This is a genomic window from Clostridium chromiireducens (assembly GCF_003575225.1).
GTDB lineage: Bacteria > Bacillota > Clostridia > Clostridiales > Clostridiaceae > Clostridium > Clostridium chromiireducens.
In genome coordinates this window covers 236178-258525 of the sequence record NZ_QXDJ01000005.1, presented here as the reverse complement: position 1 = coordinate 258525, position 22348 = coordinate 236178, and the positions used below count along the sequence as shown (strand labels likewise).

Sequence of the window (22348 nt, the reverse complement as noted above, 5' to 3'; positions counted from 1 at the left end):
ATCTCTTTAATTATCTAATCTTTAGGATTTAAAAAGGCAGTAAATTTATTTTTGGTAAATTTACTGCCTCAAATCAAAATATTACAACCCTCGATGAACTTCTCTATTCTTTATCTCTTTAATAGCATCAATCAATCCATAATATAATATGTTTGCTCCAACTCTTGCTTCCGGATGTACATATGAAATTAAATATTTGCCTTCTTTTAACTCATGATACCAAACGCCTCTGTTTGTTCTTTTCCATTTCACCTGTTCTTCAAAAACAGAATGATATACATCACTGGTACCACAACATATTATTAAATCCGCATCATATAATGAGATTTGCTCTTTTAAATAAAGACTATCTTCTTTAGCAATTCTATTAAGTTCATCTCCATAACAGACATAATCTCCAGGCGTTTTCTTTAAGTTAATTGCGCCAATAGATTTTAGATACTTTTCTCTTTGCTCTTTTGAGATAGTTTCAATCTCATCCCAATATATTTCTCTTTCAATGCTTCTTATTCCCATTGTCCACCGTGTTATATTATTCCAAGTATGTGTCCTTGCTCCATTTGACACAAAAGTTCTTAGATCCCAATTTCCTCCACCTGCATCATTTACTTCTTTCAAAATAAATAATATTTTTATATCAGAAGCTATATAACTATCTTCATCGATTATACCATCCGAAACAAATCCAATTCTACCTTTAGCCCATTTTTCAAACAACTCATTTTCCTTATCTAAAATCATTCCTATTTATGTACTCCTCAAATAAATTTTAGATATTACAGTACAATTCTGTAATATCTATACATATTATACGATTTAGTCTAAAAAATGTATATCAATAGTTTATCCTTAAGTTTTCCTTTATAATTATCGTGTCTATGATAATCAAGATAAACTAATCCCTTAATACTTGATTTCTTGGTTAAATTATCCCAAAGCTCAATATCATTAAAGGCAGAATCATCTATTATTGCAACATAATTTTCATTTACTTTTTTCATATAATCATTTAATGAATTAACATACAAACTTAATTTATTACGAGGAAATTTACTTGGATATATGTATCCATTTCCAGAAGGTGCTACAATAAAGTTATTTCTCTGATTTTCATTACTTATGCTTTTATAATATAAATTGAACACAGTCGGAGTTAAGTAATATAATGCTGGAATTATAGACCAGCATAAAGCAAGTTTATCTCTATTTTCATATTCTCTTTACTCTTGAAATTTAATTAAAGCCGAGATTTCCTAAATATAAGAAAAGCTCGGCTTTATATGTTGTTTTCATTTCCTTAGGTAAAATTATAAGCATCCTCAGACACATTTACTGATTATCCACTAATTTAACTTGATTGTATTTTTTTCTTTACGCTTATATTCATACATACGTCCATCAGCAACCTTTACCAATTCAGCAAACTCTGCTCCATCCCTTGGAGAATTAGCAATTCCATAACTATAGCTGCATACAATTTTATGATCCTCAAATATTATTGGATTACTCTTAAAGTGTTTAATGAGTTTTTCAAATTTGTTACTTAGCGTTTGATATTCTACATCAAAGAAAATACCTATAAATTCGTCTCCTCCATATCTTCCTATAATATCAGAATCTCCAGCTAATTTTATTAATTCTTCTGAGAAAGTCATAATTAATTTATCACCAATTAAGTGGCCATAATTGTCATTAACATATTTTAAATTATTTAAATCAAAAACTACTGCTAAAAATTCATTTTTATTTATACTATCACTATAAATATCTTTATTAATCACCTGTTCAAAATAACTTCTATTATACACATTCGTTAATTTGTCGTATCTATACAAATATTTAGTCTCTTCAATAAGCTTATGCTTAATAATAGCAATCGAAGCCTGATTTCTCATATATTCCATCAATTCCAAGTCATTTTCACTAAAAATATTATTATATATACTATCAATATTTAGGAAACCATATAATTCATCATTTATAACAATAGGCGAACTCATAGCAGATCTTATTTTTTCTCCTTCTATTGTGTCTAGCATTATTATATCTCCAAATTTATCAATATTATTAAAAATAACAGTTTTATTTATTTTTTCTCCATCATTAAATCTCAAGCGATGTTCTTCAAGCTTAAGTGAAAATGTCTTAATTTCTTGTGAATCATAACCTTTAGCTACAGCTATTTTCATATTTTTATCCTCATCTAAAAGTAATACTGAACCACAACTTCTATCATCAATGCAATTAATAACTTCATTTAATATTATTTGAAGCAAATCATTAATATCAGTTATTTCATTAATTAAATATCCAATTTTAGACATTGCTTCTTTTAACTTTAATAACTTATTTATTTTCTCTTTATTCCTTTTTTCTTCAGTAATATCTATTACTACCCCAACTAATCCTTTATTATTTTCATAGTCACTTTCAACCACTGATTTACTAAAAATCACATCATGATATGTGCCATCATTATGAATAAGCTTTGATTCATAAACTTGAGTTCCTCTGTTATCAGTTAAATTCTTATCATATTCACTATGAATTTGTGCCAGACTGTTTTCAAACAATTCATTCACAGTCTTCCCTATAAAGTCTTCTCTCCTCATTCCTAAAAATTCTGTAAGAGCAGCATTACAATGATTATATACGCCTTCTTCATTTTTAGAAAATATCGGGTTAGGAATAGCATCCATTAACGTTTGAAGAAAATTTAAATTATCTGATAACTTCTTTCGTTGCTGCTCACTTTCAGTAACATCATTAAAAATCAATACTTTTCCAATGACATCTCCATTTTTTTCATATATATTGTTAATATTAATCTTAAAATACCTTAACTGCTCATCATTTTTTATGGTCAGTAAATGTTCATCAGAAATATTATTGTTTATAGCTTTTAGTAATTCTTTATACTCCTTAAATATCTCATCAATTTTTTTCTCGCCTACTTCAATATCTTTCAATTCTTCGATAATGTTTTTAGAAGAGTTGTTGAAATTAACTATATTGTTTTCATAATCAAGTATTATAACCCCATCTAACATATTGGAAAAAACTTTCTCTAAAGCTATTGGTGTAAGTTTTAAAAGTTTATAGTTTAATATAGCAAAACTTGAAATTATGCCTGAAAAAGAAAATGCCAGCGGACATAAATCTAAATTAAAAGGCAGTATGCCCAACATATAGATAATATCTGAAATCCAAGGAATTACCCAAGCTATTATTAAAAATAATAGCTGTTTTCTAACAATGTATACCGCCTTAAAATAAGCAGATACAAAAATCAAAAATCCTATAATCAATAAAATATATGTATAAGCAATATTCACCCAATACCATGGTCCTTTTACTATTTCTACAATTGGAAATAAACCATCATTGTTCATATATATATTCTTATAAAATAAATGATGAAAATCATTTGTATAATTGATTATTAATGTAATAATAGAAAAAATACATAATGATATTAATGTACTCTTTTTAAGTTTATCTTTGTGTCCATTAAAATTAATTGAAAAGATCAACCACATCACCGGTAAAAATACTATCCCTATATATTCAACTCTTATCCAAAACACTACATTTTCAATGTTCGTACACAATATTTCAAATGCATATCCCATTTCATATATTACTACAGGAATGAAAGCTATAGCTATGTCTTTCTTATTTTTTTTCCAAGAAAAAATTCCTATATGGATCATTATGATTGATGATATAAGAAGTATCAAACTAAAATACATATTTACGTTCAAAGTACCACCCCGCATACATTATACCAAAAATTTCTTTCGAAGTCTGATTTTTGTCTAATTTTTTATGGATGCGATCCCAATCAAATTCATATAGTTACATATTCTATGTTACTGCTATAATTTTTAATAAATTCTAGCAAATCCCATTTCTTGCTTATCAGGTTTAACATTTTTCTTTATCAATTCCATGAAAACTTCAGGCGGGACTACCCTTACACTTTTGTTGTCTCTTAACATGTTTATTACCTCCTCGACATTTCCTGCTTCTTTTGACCAGACATGAACATAAACAAAAGTGTAAGCTTCTGAATTGTGAACATTTATTTGTCCTGAATTAACCCTATCATTTATTTTTTTCACTAAATCCTCCTCATTTTCAAGGGAATCCCAAAGTAAATCTCTGCAGGATACAATAGGTTTATTATTAGACCATAAAATTTTTCCTTTATAATTATCATGTCTATGATAATCAAGATAAAATAATCCTTGAATATTTGACTTCTTAGTGAAATTATCCCAAAGCTCAATATCATTAAAGGCTGAATCATCTATTATTGCAACATAATTTTCATTAACTTTTTTCATATAATCATTTAACGAATTAACATATACACTTAATTTATTACGAGGAAATTTGCTTGGATATATGTATCCATTTCCAGAAGGCGCTACAATAAAGTTATTTTTCTGGTTTTCATTACTTATACTTTTATAATATAAATTGAACACAGTCGGAGTTAAGTAATATAATGCTGGAGTTATAGACCAGCCTAAAGCAAGTTTATCTCTATTTTCATACCCAAACCATTTAGGAGATCCATAGTTAGTTCCAAGGTTCCACTGCTGATTATCTCCATCCGACATTATAAACGTAACATAATGCACTTTATCCTCTTTGGGAACTGTAAGTGAAGATTTTTTAGTGAGATGAGGCTTATTAAAAGCACTTAAGCTAGTTAAATTATAAGACCAATCTGCTGCAACCATACTAACACCATGTTTTGATGCAGTACTTACATTAATAAACTCATCTGGTCCCCAACCTAAGCAAGTAGAATCACCCTCCATTGAAGAAAATATCTTGTCCCTAAGGACTGTTTTATCTATGCTTTTTTCATAAAATATTAACGATTTAGTCATTATCGCATAATCCCTTAATGCATCAATTCTATCGGGAGCGAGCTCTATTACCATGGAATGATTTAATCCTTTATTCCATAAATTATTATAAGCCCAACATTCATCTGTATTCCTGCAATCTCCTTTAAGTTCTATTCCCATCTCCTTTATTTTAGGCTCTATTGTCTCATCAATAACTAAAGCTTTATTTAAAGATGCCAAGGAACACGCATTATTTATTGAAGAATCTTTTGGCATCTTACTGCTATAGAGCACATATCCATTTATGTAATCTTTGTATATACTTACTAACTGCCACGGATCTGATATTATCTCATAGGATACCTTGTAATTACTTTTTAAATCTTCCAACCATATTTTATAATCTGGCTGAGAAGAATTAATCGTATATATTTGAAAAGAACAATGATTATTAACTAGCCCCTGAAGGCTAGTTATCATTGTTCTTTCACTAGGTAGCATTGAATCTAAAGAAATAACATATAAAGATTTAGGAATTATATTATTCTTTATATAAGCGGGATTCATATTCATTACTTGTGCAGTATCAGAATTATCTGCTTTATCTATACTCGAAGATTTACTTTCCCATTTACTCCATTTTGTATTAAATGAATCACCATTAGCTTTGCAATAATCATAAAATTTATTTAAAAAGCCTATTCTTTCATTATTATAAAAAGACTTTAGTGTGACATCTTCAAAATTTGCTAATGCTAATTGTCTTTTAATTATTCCATCAGCACTAACTTCCTTATAATTGTTAATCATATCATACATTATCATGAAAGTAGATGTCCTTCCAATCCCTTCTTTACAATGGAAATGGAGCCAAGAGTCTTTTGGCTTATTTTTTATAACTTCCATAAAATAATCAACCATATCATCAGTAGGTATTCCACCATCTCTAACCGTTATTCTTTGATATCCTAAATTTTTAGATTTAGTAAGTTCTTCTTCGTTTTGAACTGTTTTAACAACCATAGTTTCCTTAGAATTATTGTAAAAAGTTATGGGTTCATTTATTTTGATACTTTTTAAATCCTCTTTTTCTTTAGCTATAACTTGATCTCTAGTAAGCCCTACATTTGCGTTATTCTTTGCGTCTGCCCAGCTTACTGCAAATCCATTTATGAATCCATGACATTCTTGCCTTAAATCTATTACTGTTATAGGCAACGAAGTATCAATAGCTTTTGTTAATAGCTGGATGTTATTTCCCGAAAATTGTTGGCTTCCAGAAATATTTAATTTATCCAAGCCATTAAGAATCAAATCTTTATTGTTTTTTACAACTGTTAAATCAGTAGTTTTCCGAAAATGTTTTGGTAGGATACTGTTATTGTTAAACCCATCTAGAACCAAATGTACACCATTGTCATTAGTCATTTCGGCCATTACATTTACATTTATTATATATGAAAAAGCAATGGTCATTAATATAACCCAGGTTATAAACCTTTTCGATTTTTTATTCAATACTATTTCCTCCTCTGTTATATAGTAATTCTATAAATCATAAAATAGTATTCGACAATAAAATCATTATTATTCAAAAAAATACTAACTCCACTCATTGGTTTATAACTAGTACATAAATTACAATTATATTGCCAAATGTACTTTATGGTAACTTTGGTTACTGCCTTTTTCATTTTAAATAAAAAAATACAGCCAAATTAATGGCTGCTTAATTAAAGAGTTACTAATGAAAAAGTTTTTTTAACAATTCTTATTATAATAATGTTTCCTTAACATTAGCTTAACAAAAATAAAAAATAGCAAACAATATTTCTACTGTCTACTATCTTTTAAAGCTTATTCTGTTTGTAAAAAATCCTCATTGTTTTCTATTTTATCCTCTCTATTGTTCTTCTTTATCCAATTGTTATATTCCAAAATAACCTCTTCTATTTTTTTTAATTTTAGGCTAATATTCTAGGATTGTTACCTTTTTGAATCTTTATAATAATCTCGATACACATAAAAATTAAAGGGTATAGAGAATTAACTTCTATGCCCTTAAAACTTTTAATTTTGTGTTAAGTATAATTTTAGATAGATTTTAATAAAAAACTAATAATAATATTTATCTATGCAAGTACCACCAAGCTTGGTTTAATTTTTGTTGCATTTTTTGAGTTTGCTCATCTAATTTTTCCTTTGTTTTATCCAAAAACTTTTCAACCTTTTCTTTTTCCTTGTTGAATTTATCTAAATACTTATTATCATCATTACCGCTAAACGGTAAAGTTACTGCTGCCTCTGTTGTTGGAGTTATGGTAATATTAACGGCTGCCCCAGTAGTAACATTGATATCAACTGTCCAAGCACCATCAGGACCTAATATATAACCATCAACAGCTGTATTATATGCCATATCTCCATTAGGATTTAAATAATACCATTTTCCTGCATCTTGAACCCAGCCAGTCTTCATATCTCCATTTGAATTTAAGAAGTACCACTTGTCCCCATCTTTAAGCCAACCAGTTTTCATATATCCATCTGGATTAAAATAAAACCACTGACTTCCGATTCGATCCCATCCCATTGAATATCCATTTCCTTTTTGATTCCACCAACCATGCGTATTTTGTCTCCAAGATGCTGAAGCACCTACAGAAAACATTCCTATAGCAGTGATTGTTGTAATTGTTAACATCATAATTTTTTTGATTAATTTAGTTTTCATCTTCCAATACACTCCTTGCTTTCATATTTAAACATAATAATATATTTTTTTCCTTCTTAATACTATTCGTAATTCAATATCATCTTCTGACGAAAAAAATAAATATTGTTAAATATTTTTTCATTTTAGCTTTTTTCATTTGTATGCCTCTTAATTTTATAGTTACACCTTAAGATAACGAAGAGTCTAAAGCTAGATTTTGTCTAGCCTTAGACTCTTCAAAATTCTATATTTACAATACAACAAATAATAAAATTTTACTTGATTTTTTTAACCACGATTATTATATATCCATTTCTTTAACATCTTTATCTATTATTAAATCAGCATCAGTGATCTTTAATACTTCATCAACAGTTAAATCTGGTGCTACTTCCATTAATACCAATCCCTTATCTGTAACCTTCATAACCGCTTTATCTGTAATTATAAGATCAACGCACTTTGCAGCTGATAAAGATAATGTACATTTCTTTAGCACCTTTGGATTACCTTTTTTGTCATTGTGATTTAAAGCAGCTATTACATATTTTGCTCCTACTAAAAGATCCATTGCACCTCCCATGCCTGGTGCAAAAACTCCAGGTATCTTCCAGTTAGCAATATTTCCTTCTTGATCTACCTCTAAGGCACCTAATGCAGTTATATCAACATGTCCTCCTCTTATTATTGCAAAGGATAGATCCATTTCAAATGTTGAGGCTCCTGGTAATAAAGTAATTGGAGCGCCACCAGAATTAGCCAAGTCCGGATCAGATTTGCCTATAGCTGGAGTTTCTCCAAACTTCAATGCTCCATTTTCACATTGTAATATTATATCTATTCCTTCTGGCAAATAGTTTGCAGCCATATTAGGTATCCCGAATCCTAAATTAGCAACCATTCCTTCTTTAAACTCTTTTGCGATTCTTCTTGCAATAATCTCTTTACTATCCATCTTTTACCCCCTTATTTCATTTTTTTAGTTCTTATCCATAAATCTTCAAAATACTTTGTTCTATCCTCAATAGAATCACCTTGAACAATTATATCTACTAATATAGCCGGTGTTCCAACACTGTCAGGGGGAATTTCGCCGACTTCTACAATTTCATCTACCTCAGCTATAACTAAATCAGCAGCAAGCGCCATAATTGTATTTGTTCCTTTAGTTGTCCCTCTATATACGATATTCCCAAGTTTATCAGCTTTAAAACCCTTAATTAGGGCAACATCTGCCTTTATTGCTGGAAATACTAAATATTCCTTTCCTTCTACAGTAAGTTTATCTCTTCCCTTTTCAATTTCAGTTCCAAGACCAGTTGGAGTTATAACTGCACCAAGCCCAGCTCCTCCAGCTCTTATACATTCTACTATAGTTCCCATAGGTATAAATTCCACTTCAAGTTCTCTTGCATTGTATTGTTCTTGTATTTCAGGACAAGTTCCAATATGTGCGCCTACAAATTTTTTTATTTGTTTATTTGCTACAAGCTTACCAATATCATGTGTTTCTCCCGGATGAGCTGATACGGCTTGAATAAGTGTAAGGTTCTTAACATCTGTTTCTGCTAATGCGTCTATCATCTTTAATGGAGCACCTACTCCTAAAAAGCCTGCTGTCATAACTTTCATCCCGTCTTTAATATTTTCTACCGCTTCTTGCACTGTCTTAATCTCTGCCATTTTTTGTACACCCCCAAATTTTCATTATATACTATGAATTGTTAAAAGAGACTTATACCTTGATACTACTTTTTTCTTTTTAGAAATCTTACTCTTATAATATATATTATTATTAAATAGTTTACATTCCTGTTTTATCTAATTTATAGGTACGTAAAACTAGGAAGTTTCGCCTAATACAGTAAAAGGAATGTATTAAAATATTCCAATCTCTAAATATATTTCCTTACCATTTTAATTTCAATTCCTAAATTATCAATTTCATTTTTTTGCTTTTTTATATCAACGATTAACATTTTAATCTTATATTTCATGATATTTACCAATAATTAAGATAAAAAAAGAAACTGCTTAAAATTAGCAATTCCTTTCAATAAACAATTTATAACACATTTCCTCAAAAATATTTCAAATATTAGTAAACAGTATTAATAGGACTTCCCTTAATAAATGCTTCAATGTTATCAGCCAATAAGTTTACAAGTCTTTGTCTTGATTCAAGGCATCTCCATCCTATATGTGGAGTAAGAATAACATTCTTCATGTCAAAAAGTGGATTATTTAATTCTGGAGGTTCTTGTTCCTGAACATCAAGTGCTGCTCCTGCAATTTCTCTATTTTTAAGTGCTTCAATTAAATCCATTTCATTTATAATTGCACCTCTTGAAGTATTTATAATACAAGCTTCTGGTTTCATAAGTTCTAATTTAGACTTATTAATGAGATGCTTTGTGTCACTTGTCAGAGGACAATGCAAAGTAACGAAATCACTCTCCTTGAGAAGCTCCTCAAGACTAACAAATTTAATAGCTGAATCTCCTAAATATTTTGGAGTTCTACTGTATACAAGTATGTTCATTCCTAAGGCTTTAGCTACTTTTATTACCTGCTGACCAATAGCTCCAGCACCAATAACTCCAAGAGTTTTGTTTTGTATTTCAAAGTGAGGGACTTGAAGATACTTAGTAAAGTTATCATAATTTTTATTTTCAATCATCCTTTGCTGCTCTGATAATGATGAAGTTAAGTTTAATATAAATGTAACAACTAACTGAGCTACTGCTTCACTGCTATAACCTGGCACATTACACACAGATATATTTTTTTCTTTTGCAGCTTCAATATCAATATTATTATATCCCGTACCAGCTTCACAGATTAATTTAACACAAGGCGGAAATTTTTCAATTAAATCTCTCCCAATTGTCATCTCTTTTGTAATTACTATTTCTTGGTCTTTAACTCGTTCTAAAATTTCATCATTACTACTATCTTCGTATGTAGTAACTTGGCCTAATTTATCTAGTAATGAAAAATCAAGTTTGTTATCAAAATTTACTTTACTTGAATTAAGAAATATAATATTGCTCATTTTCTCCCACAACTTTCCTTTTAATCTTTTTTATGGTTATTTAATTATTAATTATTTTAACATATGAGGTGTTTACTCTTATATTTGCATTTTTATTCCTGCCATATAAATATTATATAATATATGTGATATAATATGCAAAATTAAAATTGGTAAAAAAATAGATGAAGTAGTAATCTGGGATAAAGCAAAATACAGATTATCATCAATTTCATATGAATCACAATTTCCATATGTCATATTAGAATGTGAATTTATAAACTAGTTAATGCACTTTATGGATATATTAAACCTTTTTCGGTATTTCTACTATAAAATTAGTTCCTTTACCAATTATGCTATCTACTGTTACATTTCCACCATGTGCTTCAACGATGGACTTAGAAATCGTAAGTCCTATCCCTGCTCCACCTGTTAATTTATTTCTCGACTCATCTGCTCTATAAAATCTCTCAAACACATAAGGTAAATCATCCTGTGATATTCCTATCCCTGTATCCTTAATGCTTATTTCAATATAATTATTATCTTCATATATATTAACATCAACTTTACCATCTTTTTGAGTATATTTTAAGGCATTAGATATTAGATTAACTACAACTTGGCTTATTTTATCTTTATCTAAATATGCAACAATATCTTTCTCATGAAAAATTAAAGATACACCTTTATTTAAAAATTCTTTTTCGAAGTTTAGAACTATATTTTTAACAACCTCACCAATATTAAACTTTGTCTTATTTAAAACGAGATTCTCACTTTCATACTGTGCTAACTTTTCCAAATCTCCTACAAGACGTTTAAGTCTTAGTATCTCTTCATGGCAGCTTATAAGCCTCTCTGGGGTTGGCTCCCATATTCCATCTATTAGTGCTTCCATATGACTTTGAAGAGTAGAAAGTGGAGTTCTAAGTTCATGGGAAACATCTTTTGTTAGTCTTTGCCTTAATTTTTCTTGTTCATTAAGAGAATACCCAAGACTATTGATAGTGGCAGTTAGTTTGTCTATCTCCTCAACATTTGATTTCTTCTCAATCTTTTGACTATAATCCCCTTTTGAAATCATCTCTGCTATATTTATAACCTTCAAAATTGGTCTGCTTAATCCTTCAGCCATTATCAATCCCAGTATTAATGCACATAATAAAGAAGCTGCTCCAACACCTATAAGTATTTTATTTAGAGTTTTTGAATACATTATGTCATTTTCATCATAATAAAAAGGGCCATAATGACCTATACTTATCGTTCCTACTTTATTAGAATTATTTATTATTGGATATTCATCTTTAGAATATTCACTTTCCCAGGTTGGAAAAATCTTTTCCATTGTACTAATCAAACGATTTTTAACTTCTTCACATTTAATATTATTGTAAGTTTCAGCATCCCATATTACTTTATTTGATGCATCTTTTACAGTGATAAATAACCCATTTTCAATTGCACCAGCACCAATACTTTGAATTGCCTCAACATTAAAAGTTTTACTATCGCTATACTCACGACTTATAGCTGCAACAATAATTTTATTGTCTCTTTCACGTTCTTGAATAACATAATTTTTGAATTGATTTACAAGAAAGAAGTGTGAAAGAATACTAATGAGTGCTACGCAAATCATAGTTATAAATATGTATGAAAGTGAAAGTCTGTTTCTAAGATTTTTCTTCATTAAATTCTCCTCCAAACCTATAGCCTGTTCCATGGACAGTAATTATATACTGTGGATCCTTAGGATTGGTTTCAATCTTCTGTCTTATATTTTTAACGTGAGTATCTACATTACGATCATATCCATCATAATCATCTCCAAGTGCCGTGCTTATTAGCTCTTCCCTTGTAAAAGTCTTGTTAGGATACTTAAGTAAGGTCATCAATATTTTATATTGCCTTGAGGTAAGCGCTATATTCTCTCCATTTTTCCGTATTTCTTTCTTTAACATATCTATTACCAAATCATTATCATTAAACGAAATTTCATTAGATAAAGGTACAACTTCTTCATTAAGTCTTCTAAATATAGCATATATTCTTGCTATAAGCTCTCTTGGACTAAAAGGTTTAGTTATGTAATCATCAGCGCCCATATGTAATCCTAAAATTATACTCTTTTCATCAATTTTTGCTGTAAGCATTATAATTGGTACTCTAGATTTTTTTCTAACTATGCTGCAGATTTCTTCACCTGTCATATCTGGCAGCATTAGATCTAGAACTATTAAATCTGGATTAATCCTTTCAAACATCTCTAATGCTTGATTACCATCATATGCTTCAAATACAATTGCACCTTCCTTCTCTAGATATGATTTTATAACTTCAACTATCTTATTTTCATCATCTACTATAAGAACCTTTTTCTCTTCCAGCATATTTTACCCCCTACCTAACTTAAATAATTATAACTTATTCGATCAATATATCTTGAATTATGCATTCCATTTTGAGCATAATATTCATTAGGGCTGCCTGTGGTGCAAAACAATAATGCTTTTTTCCCATTTAATGGACCTCTTGGAGCTCCGTCAACACTTTCACAAGCAAATCCATAGGAAAAAACTCTGTCAACATACCCTTTTAACACTGCTGGAAGGCCTACCCACCAAACAGGATTTACAAATGTAATGACATCAGCCCATTTAACATGGTCTTGTTCTGTTTTTATATCTTCAGGTATGTTTCCACTATGCAAAGCCTCAAAGTCAGCTGGTTTAAGAATAGGATCAAATCCTATTTCATAAAGATTTCTAACAGTAACATTATCCCCTTTTTATTTTGATGCTTTTTCTATACTATCCACTATTCCTCTGCAAAAACTTTCTGGGTTTGGATTAGCAAATACAACCAAATGATTCATAATTAATTCCTCCTTAAATATAAATACATTCTATTTTCCCTTGAAAAAATAAATATATTCTATTCTTACTAGATGCCTATGAAGCATCTAATTAAATGGATATTTACAAAGAAATTTAATTATGTCTGTATTAGGAGAATTAATTATTTCTTACAGCTTGATTTAGTGCATCATTTACAGCCATCATAATTCCCTTACTTGTCATTGTGGCACCCGATACTGCATCCACCTCTGTAGATTGTTTTTCTATAATTTCTTTAGGAATTACTGCTAAAGCTTCTTTTCCTTTTGTTTCATTATTAGATACAATCTCTACATTTGTGATTTTGTCATCTTTTACTGTAACTGCAACTTTTAAATCTGGACTTTTACCTTGTCCGATTCCATCATAAGTTCCATCATTATATTTTCCTTGGTTATTAGCTGTTGATGAAACATTGATTTCTGCTTGACTTAAAGCATTATTTACTGCTTCCATGATTCCTTTACTTGTCATTGTAGCTCCTGATACCACATCAACGCTTGTAGATTGTGTATCTATAATTTCCTTAGGTACTGTATTTAAGGCTTCTTTTCCCTTTGTTTCATTGTTAGATACTATGTCTACATTTGTGATTTTGTTGTCTTTTATAGTCACTGCAACTTTTAAATCTGGATTCTTACCTTTCCCTACTCCTGTATATGTTCCATCTTTATATTTCTTTTGCTCTGATTTGTTAATATCTGAGCTACTAGCAACAGTAGTATTTGATGAATGATTAGGCATTGTATCCTTCATAACGCCACCTAAAGCATTTACTCCAGTAAAAGCAGCAATAGCTATTGCACTAGGAAGTAATGGACTTACATCTTCACCTAAAATATTTACTTTAGTATTTTTTCTAGGACAAACATCTATGCACTTAAAGCAATTTATACATTCTCCACTGATCACCTTATCCATTTCATAAAGCTTTATTCCCATTGAACAATTATTTGTACATATTCTACAAGATCCACATTTGTCTCTAAGTTTCTTTATTTTTAAAATTCTAGCCTTTGATAAGATTGAAAAGACAGCTCCAAGTGGACAAAGGTATCTACAGAAAAATCTTTCTATAAAAACTGCTCCAATTGCTATTATTGCAAGTATTATAAATCCTCCTGTATAACCTGCTATAGCACCCGAAATATTATCAAGCTGTGCAAATGCATCCCAAGGACTATAACTATCAAACACTGTACTACCGCTTGTCCAAATAACTACTATTATAAATATTAAAATAACATATTTAAAATATTTTAATATAGAATCTACTTTTTCATTAACTTTGAATTTTGTTTTAAATACTTTTTTTGATATCATGTAAATAAAATCATTAATAGCTCCGAAAGTACAAAGCCATCCACAAAAGAATCTCCCAAGTACTATGGTTATAATAAAAATTGTAACCATTGCTAATAATTGAGGCCATACTGATATTACATCAAAATTTCCTTTAAGAATCATTGAGTATAGCTTTTTTAATTGATTAAAAATCACTGCAACTAATTCTGGCATTAAAATTAAAAACATAATTTGAGAAATTAATCTCAATCCTTGTAACTTTGATATTGTTTTTTTCATCGTCTCTCTCCTATTCTACTATTCACTTTAATAAATTTTGTTTTTCTCTTATAGGCTATCCTTGTAAGTAAATTGTGTATTGGTTATCTTAAAATTATTTTTTATCCCTGAAGTCACATATACTTCTTTACTTTTAGTAATAAAAATAGCATCAATTCCTTTCAAGGATTCTATTAATTTAATGCTCTTTTCAAGCCCCATTATATAAACCCCTGTAGATAGTCCATCCCCATCAATGGAGTGATCTGAAATTATTGTTGAACTTATAATTTCACTTTCAGAAGGATATCCTGTTTTAGGATCAATTATGTGGTGATATATTTTTCCTTCCTTCGTAAAAAACCTTTCATAATTTCCTGATGTAACTACAGATTTATTTTCTACACTAATAACTCCAATATGTTCTCCACGAGTATCAAAAGGATTTTGAATACCAACATTCCACAAGGTTTTATCAGACTTTGTGCCCAAAGCATAGATGTTTCCTCCAAGATCAATTAAAGCGCTTTTAATCCTGTAATTTTCAAAAACTTTCTTTACTTCATCTGCAGCATATCCTTTGGCTATTCCGCCAATATCAATTGATTGGTTTGTATGTTTTAAACCTATTGAATGGCTCTTTTCATCAAGAATTATATCTTCATAATTAACGAGTTTAAGATTATTAGTAATTTCACTTTTACTTGGTATTCTAGGATTATCACTTCCTATACGCCATAGACTTACTATAGGTTTTATAGTTGGGTCGAAAGTCCCTTCTGATAACCTGCTGTATTCTACTGCTTTATTTATTACAAAGTAAGTATCTGTACTCACAGCTTGATTTGACGCTCCAGCATTTTTATTTATCATGGAGACCTCACTAAATTCTTTAAATACAGACATTTTATTTTCTATAATATTGAGTCTATCCATAGCTTCCTGAATGGCTTTTTCTCCATTTTTTCCATCCACTCTCAATCGTATTATTGTACCAAGTCCATAAAATTCTCTTACAATAGTTTCTTCACTTTCTTTCTTATTTTTATTAACTACATAAGTTGCAATAACTATTATAAGAACTCCAATAACAATTCCTAAGAATAAATTTTGCTGAATTAATCTAATCAATTTTTAATAACCCCCATAATATAAGATTTTAAATTTTTAAAACCACCTAATTCTTTGAGTTTTCCTTCCACCTACACCTACAACTTCTGAACGTATTCTAACATTTATTTGTGTGAATTTTATGGGGATAGAAAACTTTAAAACAAAATAGATGTTAAATTTATGTGATAACTTACCGAAAGAGAAGGAGCTCTTTCAGATGTGGTATATATTTTAAGCATAAATCACATATACATTAAGACTTATTACCATAAACCAAAAGAACCACCACATAAAGATGCATTAACATCTTTATGTAAGTGGTATCATAGTTGGTATAGTATTTATTTCTGGTACTATTTTCCTAATAATTCATCAACTAATGCTCTATTGTTTTCTACGCAATGGCCACATCCAGTTCCTACTTCAGTTTTTTCTTGAACTTCTTCAAATGATTTTGCCCCATTAGCAATGGCATTCTTTATGTCTTGTACTTTAACATTTTTGCATCCGCATATTACTTTATCATTATCCATTATCTCGTCTCCTTTAACTATTTTTAGTTTATATATGAAATCTTCTAACAATTATTATTTTTAGCACTTACATCTTTATTATGTATGCTTTTCAGATTATATATAAACAAATCATAACCTTAGCATATGCTTTTAAATATAACCCAACTAGAAATGAGTAGCATACTTTTGTGGAATGTTTCATAAGGAATTTTTATGGATGTGATTCTTAGAATAAAAGTTGTTCCAAATATGCTAGTTCAAAAAGTGATGCTCCAAATTTTATATTTGGTCAGCAGAACTTTCTCTGTGAGCGTTTTGCCTTTGAGGCTAGCATTTTGGGTACAACTTTTATTCTTAGAGTCACCCATAAAAATTCCTTAGAAACTGGAACAAAAGTATGCTACTCATTTCGGTGAGTTATTGTATAAGTTTAAGTTAAGTTCTGTTTATCTTTATACTATCTTGCTAATAATTGTTTAACTAATTCTTTATTGCTTTCTACGCAATGTCCACAGCCAGTACCAACTTTTGTAATTGCTTGCACTTCTTCAAATGATTTAGCTCCATTTTTAATTGCATTATTTATATCTTGTACTGTAACTTTAAAGCAACCACATACTACTGCATTTTCTTCTATTTTATTTGTTAATATTAATTTATTAATTAGTGCTTTATTACCTTCTACACAGCGGCCACAGCCAGTACCAACTTTAGTGATAGTTTGCACTTCTTCAAATGATTTTGCACCATTTTTAACTGCATTCTTTAAATCTTGTTCTGTTATTTTAAAACATCCACAAACAATTTTATTGTCCTCAGTTTTAACTTCTTCCTTAATTCCAAATAATTTTGATAATATTGATTTAATCATCTTACGTAACTCTCCTCATTATTTTTTTATTTATATGAAAGGTGTTTTATAATATATTCACCTCTATTAACTATTTTTTAAAGTTTTTATTTTTATTAATGTTCCTTATATGCTTAAGTATTCTAATTTGATTGACTCTGCTAGCTCTGGATTTTGTTTCGAGACATTCATTAGGTACATAAGTACATTTCCTGGATACTCTATCTTATCTTTTAATTGAGTATATTCTAAAGATCTTCTTGTTAGTGCTACAACACAATTTTCACTATGATTTTCATTGCAGTCTTTACATAACTTACAGATATTTGCGATTCCTCTGGCAATTATTTTATCCTCATAGTATTTTAAATCGTCCTTTGGAATTAGATTTTGTCCATCCTCTATAGCTTTTATAGCTTTATCTTTTATATTTTCTACAACATACTTTGCAAATCCAATATTGCACTTTCTATAATTACAATTATCTGAACCTTTCTGGCAACAGTCATCGCATATTTCTTTCATATCATTCTCCAAATTACTTAAATAGTCCACTTAAACTCTTCCTTTCCAATCTCAAATCATATTCTCTAAATAAAATTAATTAATCATTACTAATTAGTTAACTACTAACTAGTTAATTACTAATTAGTAGTATTTATTTAAAAATTAAGGTGTAACTTTATCTGATGTCTAGCCACTGTAACACTCCCATCTTCTATTGAAGCGGGAGATAACAGTGGCACGACCCTAGATAAGTTCAACTTAGCTTCAGTGGGAGATAAAACTCCCTCTGAAGCTAAGTTTCACTTTATACACCTGATAATTTCTTTAACATATTTATTAGATTCTTCTTCTCTTCAACACTTAAAGCACTAAAAATTTCACTTAAATTATCTACGTGCTTAGGAAAAAGTTCACTCATAAGCTTTCTTCCTTTTTCAGAAATGCTTATCAGACTCGCACGTCTATCCTTAGAATCAGGTCGTCTTTCGATTAAATCATCCTTAGCTAGGTTATCTATAACAACAGTCATATTACCACCAGTTGAAAGAGTTTTCTCTAATATTTCACTGACTCTTAAGTCTCCTTTATGATACAGTACTTCAAGTACTCCAAATTGTGAAAAAGTTAATCCTCCTTCTTTGATAATTTTAATTTCTCTTTTATTAACACTTTGTATGCATCGGCTTAATGCTATAATAGCTTTTAAATTTAAATCATTTAATTCTCCATAAGTAACTTTCTTCTTATCCATGGGTATAATATTATTACTAATTAGTAATAATGTCAAGGGGATTATATCAATATAACTTTATGAAATAATTGGTAGAACCCAAAAAATCTGCTTTGAAGATTATGTGTTTCTACTACTTTTAAAAATCATCTACAAACTTAACTTGATTATAATATTCCAAAGAATAAAAACCGTACTGGTTTTATACAATACGGCTATCTAGTAAAAATATTGGGGGTATGTAACAATATAGACTTTAATACACAAGATTAGACTTCATGAAGACACTTATTAGTCGGACTTTCAATCCAGATTCCCTCGTAATTATATCTTGAGCCATGACAGGGACAATCCCAAGTTAAATCATCAGCATTCCATTTAAGCTCGCAGCCTAAGTGGGCACACTTTGTTGATACCGTGAACACTTTACCATCATTATCCTTATATACTCCAGTCTTTTGACCTTTGTATTCTACAATGCCTCCATGACCATTTTGAATACTCTCAAGAGTCTCCTCTGGAATATCTATCCTTTGAGCAATGAAGTTCTTTGCGGTTATTATAATATCATTAGCAGCATTTTTCATTGAAGATGACATATCAAATCTTCCTGGTGAAAATATTTCTGAAAAGTCATTTTCATTTTCAAGAATCATATCGCTTATTATCATTGCCGCAACCATTGAAGTTGTCATTCCCCATTTTTTAAATCCTGTTTCAACATAAATATTAGGAGTTTTAGATGAGTAGTGACCTATATAAGGTATATTGTCCAATGTCATACAATCTTGAGTTGACCAATGATATTTTTCTGTTGAGTTTGGATACAATTCTTTGGCTGCTTTTCTTAACTCTTCGTATGCTCCCCCTTCTTCATTTTCCCCAGTTCTTCGAACAGCACCACCAAATATTAATAAATTTTTATAATTCCTAAAAGAATATCCTGTTTTATCAATACATTTATACATTCCATTTACATCTTCAGCATTTTCTAATGCCAAAACATACGCTCTTTCTTGATGCATTCTCATAAAATAATATCCTGGAGTATTTAAAAATGGGTAATGAGCTGCTACCACTATTTTATTAGCTTTAATTTTCATATCATTTTTTGTAACTACAGTGTTGTCTTCAGTAATATCAAGAGCTACAGTATTCTCATAAATAGTTAATTTTTCTGAGATTGGACTCAAAAACTTAAGTGGATTAAACTGTGCCTGATTCTTGAATTTTAATGCCTTTTTAGCCCCTACAGGAATACTTACTTCATCTACGAGCTCTGCATCAATTCCTGATCTCTGAGCCGCATTATATTCATCTTCTAGACTTTCGATATTATCTAACGTATACAAATACGCATCTTTATACTCAAAGTCACAATCAATTTTTTCTGAATCAATTATTTCCTTGTATCTCCTTATTGCAAGCTCATTAGCTCTCGCATATTGTATTGCTCCTTCTTCACCAAATTCCTTAATGATACTATCATAAATTAAATCATGCTGAGATGTTATTTTAGCAGTTGTATTTTTAGTAACTCCACCTGCTGTACTTCTCGCATCAATTACAACAACTTCTCTCCCACTTTTACTTAGCATATATGCTGTAAGTAGCCCTGCCATTCCAGCCCCTATTACAAGAACATCACATTCAATATTTTTATTTAGAGTTTCTCTTTTTCTAAAATTAACTTCAGAACTCCATACACTTTCCATATAAATCACCTCGTGCTTAGTATTCCATTTTTTTAAATACTATACACAGATTTCTATTAGTTCCTACAATTAATTTTTAAAATATTCATATAAATCATATTAGAAACATCTAATTTTTTATAATTATTGTTGTAATATTTAATGATATCGTTTAGTAATAAAACTAGGTCAATCTCTTTTGAGTTCTTAGCATTTGCATTAATTGTTCAAATAAATTAATTATGATAATATTACTAATATATTTTAGGTGATGGAGTTCGCCTTTAACTGCGTAATGCTAATGACTCCTACAAAATAGCGGTAATCCGCTTTTTTGTAGGAGTCATTTTTATTTTTCCAAATATACACAATAATTATTATGCTAAATTATATTACTAAAAACAATAAGATAAGGAGAATAATAATGCATAAAAGAAATTCAAAAATTTTAAGAACAACACTATTTATTAAGAACTTGAATATGAGTACAATCCTTGGGCTATCATTTTTTAAATGGATTATAATTAGTACAATAGTAGGATCCTTAGTAGGTTCTGCTGCTGCTTTCTTTTTAAAAAGTTTAGATATTGCTACAACAATAAGAAATGATAATCCTTGGCTATTATTCCTTTTACCAATAGGAGGTGCACTTGTAAGCCTCTTATACTCTAAATATGGGAAAAACTCTTCTAAAGGTAACAATCTAATTATAGATAAAATTAATACAAGCAAAGATCATATCCCTTTGCGTATGGCACCTTTAGTCTTTTTTGGAACTTTCATTACTCACTTATTTGGTGGTTCTGCTGGAAGAGAAGGTACTGGAGTACAAATTGGTTCAAGTATAGCAGAAAGTATTGGTAAGTTATTAAAACTAGATAAAACAGATACTAAAATTATTTTAATGTGTGGTATAAGCAGCGGATTTGGTTCTGTATTTGGTACGCCTCTTGCTGGTACTATATTTGGACTTGAAGTGGCTGCTCTTGGAACTATGAATTATGCGGGGTTAATTCCTTGCTTCATTTCGGCTTTTGTAGGAAATATTATGACTGAAGTATGGGGAATTCATCATACTCATTATAGTGTTTTGCAAATTCCTGACATTACATATTCTTCAGTATTAAAAGTTGTAATTGCTGCAATTTTATTTGGATTAATAAGTAAGCTGTTCAGTGAATTAACTCATAAATTAAAAGAAGTTTTTTCTTCTGGTTTTGAAAATGCTTCTATTAAAAGCTTTATGGGCGGACTTATAATAATTGCTTTTACATATATGATAGGAACAAGAGATTATCTTGGTTTAAGTATTCCATTAATCAATGATTCCTTTACTGGGCATGTTAACCCTTTTGCATTTTTGCTAAAAATTATATTTACTTCATTTACCTTAGGTACAGGCTTTCAAGGCGGTGAGGTTACTCCCCTTTTTGTAATTGGTTCAACCTTTGGAAATACTTTATCAAGTATTCTTAATATTTCACCTTCACTTTTAGCAGCCTTAGGCCTTATTGGAGTATTTGCAGGAGCTACAAATGCACCTATAACTTCTTTTGTTTTAGGCCTTGAAATGTTTGGCTCAGCAGGCATGGAATTTATGTTTATGACTTGTGCTATAAGTTATTTATTCTCTGGTCACTCTGGTATTTATACTTCGCAAAAGATTGGTATAAGCAAAAGCAGATTAATTAAAGTCCCTCAAGAATCGACTCTTGCTTATTATAGAAAAAAGAAAGTAGATGAAAAAAAATCTAACGATAATCATATTCTTATTAGTCAATTTAAATTTGGAGTTTCAAGTATAGAGCTGCCTAGTATAGAAGGCCTAAATATATATAAAATCAAATGTAACAGA

At 29.6% G+C, this 22348-nt stretch carries 16 protein-coding genes, 3 pseudogenes and 1 riboswitch; of the genes and pseudogenes, 1 reads left to right on the top strand and 18 read right to left on the bottom strand.

Annotation, left to right across the window (positions count from 1 at the left end):
- Positions 1-81: 81 nt before the first annotated feature.
- The 18 genes and pseudogenes from D2A34_RS19835 to D2A34_RS19750 form a co-directional block, all read right to left on the bottom strand.
- Positions 82-741, bottom strand: coding sequence for a hypothetical protein (locus D2A34_RS19835; RefSeq protein ID WP_207669030.1), 660 nt, complete (start codon positions 739-741; stop codon positions 82-84).
- 110 nt (positions 742-851) lie between these two features.
- Positions 852-1205, bottom strand: a pseudogene (locus tag D2A34_RS19830) (GxGYxYP domain-containing protein); the annotation flags it as partial.
- Positions 1206-1343: 138 nt separating this feature from the next.
- Complete coding sequence (locus tag D2A34_RS19825) at positions 1344-3764, bottom strand: histidine kinase N-terminal 7TM domain-containing diguanylate cyclase (RefSeq protein ID WP_312291556.1); 2421 nt, start codon at positions 3762-3764, stop codon at positions 1344-1346.
- Positions 3765-3887: 123 nt separating this feature from the next.
- A complete protein-coding gene (locus tag D2A34_RS19820) occupies positions 3888-6383 on the bottom strand; it encodes a GxGYxYP domain-containing protein (RefSeq protein WP_423243123.1) in 2496 nt (831 codons plus the stop codon).
- A gap of 610 nt (positions 6384-6993) precedes the next feature.
- Positions 6994-7599 carry a hypothetical protein gene (locus tag D2A34_RS19815; RefSeq protein WP_079439402.1) on the bottom strand — a complete coding sequence of 202 codons (606 nt, stop codon included), beginning with the start codon at positions 7597-7599 and terminating at the stop codon, positions 6994-6996.
- A gap of 283 nt (positions 7600-7882) precedes the next feature.
- Positions 7883-8536, bottom strand: coding sequence for a 3-oxoacid CoA-transferase subunit B (locus D2A34_RS19810; protein WP_079439401.1), 654 nt, complete (start codon positions 8534-8536; stop codon positions 7883-7885).
- An 11-nt stretch (positions 8537-8547) separates the two neighbouring features.
- A complete protein-coding gene (locus tag D2A34_RS19805) occupies positions 8548-9264 on the bottom strand; it encodes a CoA transferase subunit A (RefSeq protein ID WP_079439400.1) in 717 nt (238 codons plus the stop codon).
- A 415-nt stretch (positions 9265-9679) separates the two neighbouring features.
- Entirely contained in the window at positions 9680-10636 is a 957-nt protein-coding gene (locus D2A34_RS19800) for an NAD(P)-dependent oxidoreductase (protein ID WP_119367758.1), read from the bottom strand.
- Positions 10637-10922: 286 nt separating this feature from the next.
- Positions 10923-12314 carry a sensor histidine kinase gene (locus D2A34_RS19795; protein WP_119367757.1) on the bottom strand — a complete coding sequence of 464 codons (1392 nt, stop codon included), beginning with the start codon at positions 12312-12314 and terminating at the stop codon, positions 10923-10925.
- Positions 12298-13014 (bottom strand): response regulator transcription factor, encoded by a 717-nt coding sequence (locus D2A34_RS19790; protein ID WP_079439539.1) that lies wholly within the window; start codon positions 13012-13014, stop codon positions 12298-12300. The genes D2A34_RS19795 and D2A34_RS19790 overlap by 17 nt, the downstream gene beginning before the upstream one ends.
- A 14-nt stretch (positions 13015-13028) precedes the next feature.
- Positions 13029-13394 (bottom strand): annotated as a pseudogene (locus D2A34_RS19785) (NAD(P)H-dependent oxidoreductase); the annotation flags it as partial.
- Positions 13395-13638: 244 nt separating this feature from the next.
- Positions 13639-15105, bottom strand: coding sequence for an FMN-binding protein (locus D2A34_RS19780; protein WP_119367756.1), 1467 nt, complete (start codon positions 15103-15105; stop codon positions 13639-13641).
- Positions 15106-15153: 48 nt separating this feature from the next.
- On the bottom strand, positions 15154-16215 hold the full coding sequence (locus tag D2A34_RS19775) for an FAD:protein FMN transferase (RefSeq protein ID WP_119367755.1): 1062 nt from the start codon (positions 16213-16215) through the stop codon (positions 15154-15156).
- 335 nt (positions 16216-16550) lie between these two features.
- On the bottom strand, positions 16551-16730 hold the full coding sequence (locus tag D2A34_RS19770; protein WP_079439542.1) for a (2Fe-2S)-binding protein: 180 nt from the start codon (positions 16728-16730) through the stop codon (positions 16551-16553).
- A 439-nt stretch (positions 16731-17169) separates the two neighbouring features.
- Entirely contained in the window at positions 17170-17583 is a 414-nt protein-coding gene (locus D2A34_RS19765) for a (2Fe-2S)-binding protein (RefSeq protein WP_079439543.1), read from the bottom strand.
- Positions 17584-17688: 105 nt separating this feature from the next.
- Positions 17689-18087, bottom strand: coding sequence for a hypothetical protein (locus D2A34_RS19760; protein ID WP_079439595.1), 399 nt, complete (start codon positions 18085-18087; stop codon positions 17689-17691).
- A 286-nt stretch (positions 18088-18373) separates the two neighbouring features.
- Positions 18374-18820 carry a MarR family winged helix-turn-helix transcriptional regulator gene (locus tag D2A34_RS19755; RefSeq protein WP_119367754.1) on the bottom strand — a complete coding sequence of 149 codons (447 nt, stop codon included), beginning with the start codon at positions 18818-18820 and terminating at the stop codon, positions 18374-18376.
- A gap of 248 nt (positions 18821-19068) precedes the next feature.
- Entirely contained in the window at positions 19069-20514 is a 1446-nt protein-coding gene (locus D2A34_RS19750; protein WP_119367753.1) for an FAD-dependent oxidoreductase, read from the bottom strand.
- A 237-nt stretch (positions 20515-20751) separates the two neighbouring features.
- A riboswitch (Fluoride riboswitch) is annotated at positions 20752-20811 on the top strand.
- 106 nt (positions 20812-20917) lie between these two features.
- On the opposite strand from D2A34_RS19750, the pseudogene D2A34_RS27610 reads away from it, so the two are divergent.
- Positions 20918-22228, top strand: a pseudogene (locus tag D2A34_RS27610) (voltage-gated chloride channel family protein); the annotation flags it as partial.
- Between the last annotated feature and the right edge of the window lie 120 nt (positions 22229-22348).

What these genes read in the sequence shown, in the direction of transcription:
- D2A34_RS19835 (WP_207669030.1), bottom strand. Translation starts at nt 741, where the DNA reads ATGATTTTAGATAAGGAAAATGAGTTGTTTGAAAAATGGGCTAAAGGT.
- D2A34_RS19815 (WP_079439402.1), bottom strand. Translation starts at nt 7,599, where the DNA reads ATGAAAACTAAATTAATCAAAAAAATTATGATGTTAACAATTACAACA.
- D2A34_RS19810 (WP_079439401.1), bottom strand. Translation starts at nt 8,536, where the DNA reads ATGGATAGTAAAGAGATTATTGCAAGAAGAATCGCAAAAGAGTTTAAA.
- D2A34_RS19805 (WP_079439400.1), bottom strand. Translation starts at nt 9,264, where the DNA reads ATGGCAGAGATTAAGACAGTGCAAGAAGCGGTAGAAAATATTAAAGAC.
- D2A34_RS19800 (WP_119367758.1), bottom strand. Translation starts at nt 10,636, where the DNA reads ATGAGCAATATTATATTTCTTAATTCAAGTAAAGTAAATTTTGATAAC.
- D2A34_RS19795 (WP_119367757.1), bottom strand. Translation starts at nt 12,314, where the DNA reads ATGAAGAAAAATCTTAGAAACAGACTTTCACTTTCATACATATTTATA.
- D2A34_RS19790 (WP_079439539.1), bottom strand. Translation starts at nt 13,014, where the DNA reads ATGCTGGAAGAGAAAAAGGTTCTTATAGTAGATGATGAAAATAAGATA.
- D2A34_RS19780 (WP_119367756.1), bottom strand. Translation starts at nt 15,105, where the DNA reads ATGAAAAAAACAATATCAAAGTTACAAGGATTGAGATTAATTTCTCAA.
- D2A34_RS19770 (WP_079439542.1), bottom strand. Translation starts at nt 16,730, where the DNA reads ATGGATAATGATAAAGTAATATGCGGATGCAAAAATGTTAAAGTACAA.
- D2A34_RS19765 (WP_079439543.1), bottom strand. Translation starts at nt 17,583, where the DNA reads ATGATTAAATCAATATTATCAAAATTATTTGGAATTAAGGAAGAAGTT.
- D2A34_RS19760 (WP_079439595.1), bottom strand. Translation starts at nt 18,087, where the DNA reads ATGAAAGAAATATGCGATGACTGTTGCCAGAAAGGTTCAGATAATTGT.
- D2A34_RS19755 (WP_119367754.1), bottom strand. Translation starts at nt 18,820, where the DNA reads ATGGATAAGAAGAAAGTTACTTATGGAGAATTAAATGATTTAAATTTA.
- D2A34_RS19750 (WP_119367753.1), bottom strand. Translation starts at nt 20,514, where the DNA reads ATGGAAAGTGTATGGAGTTCTGAAGTTAATTTTAGAAAAAGAGAAACT.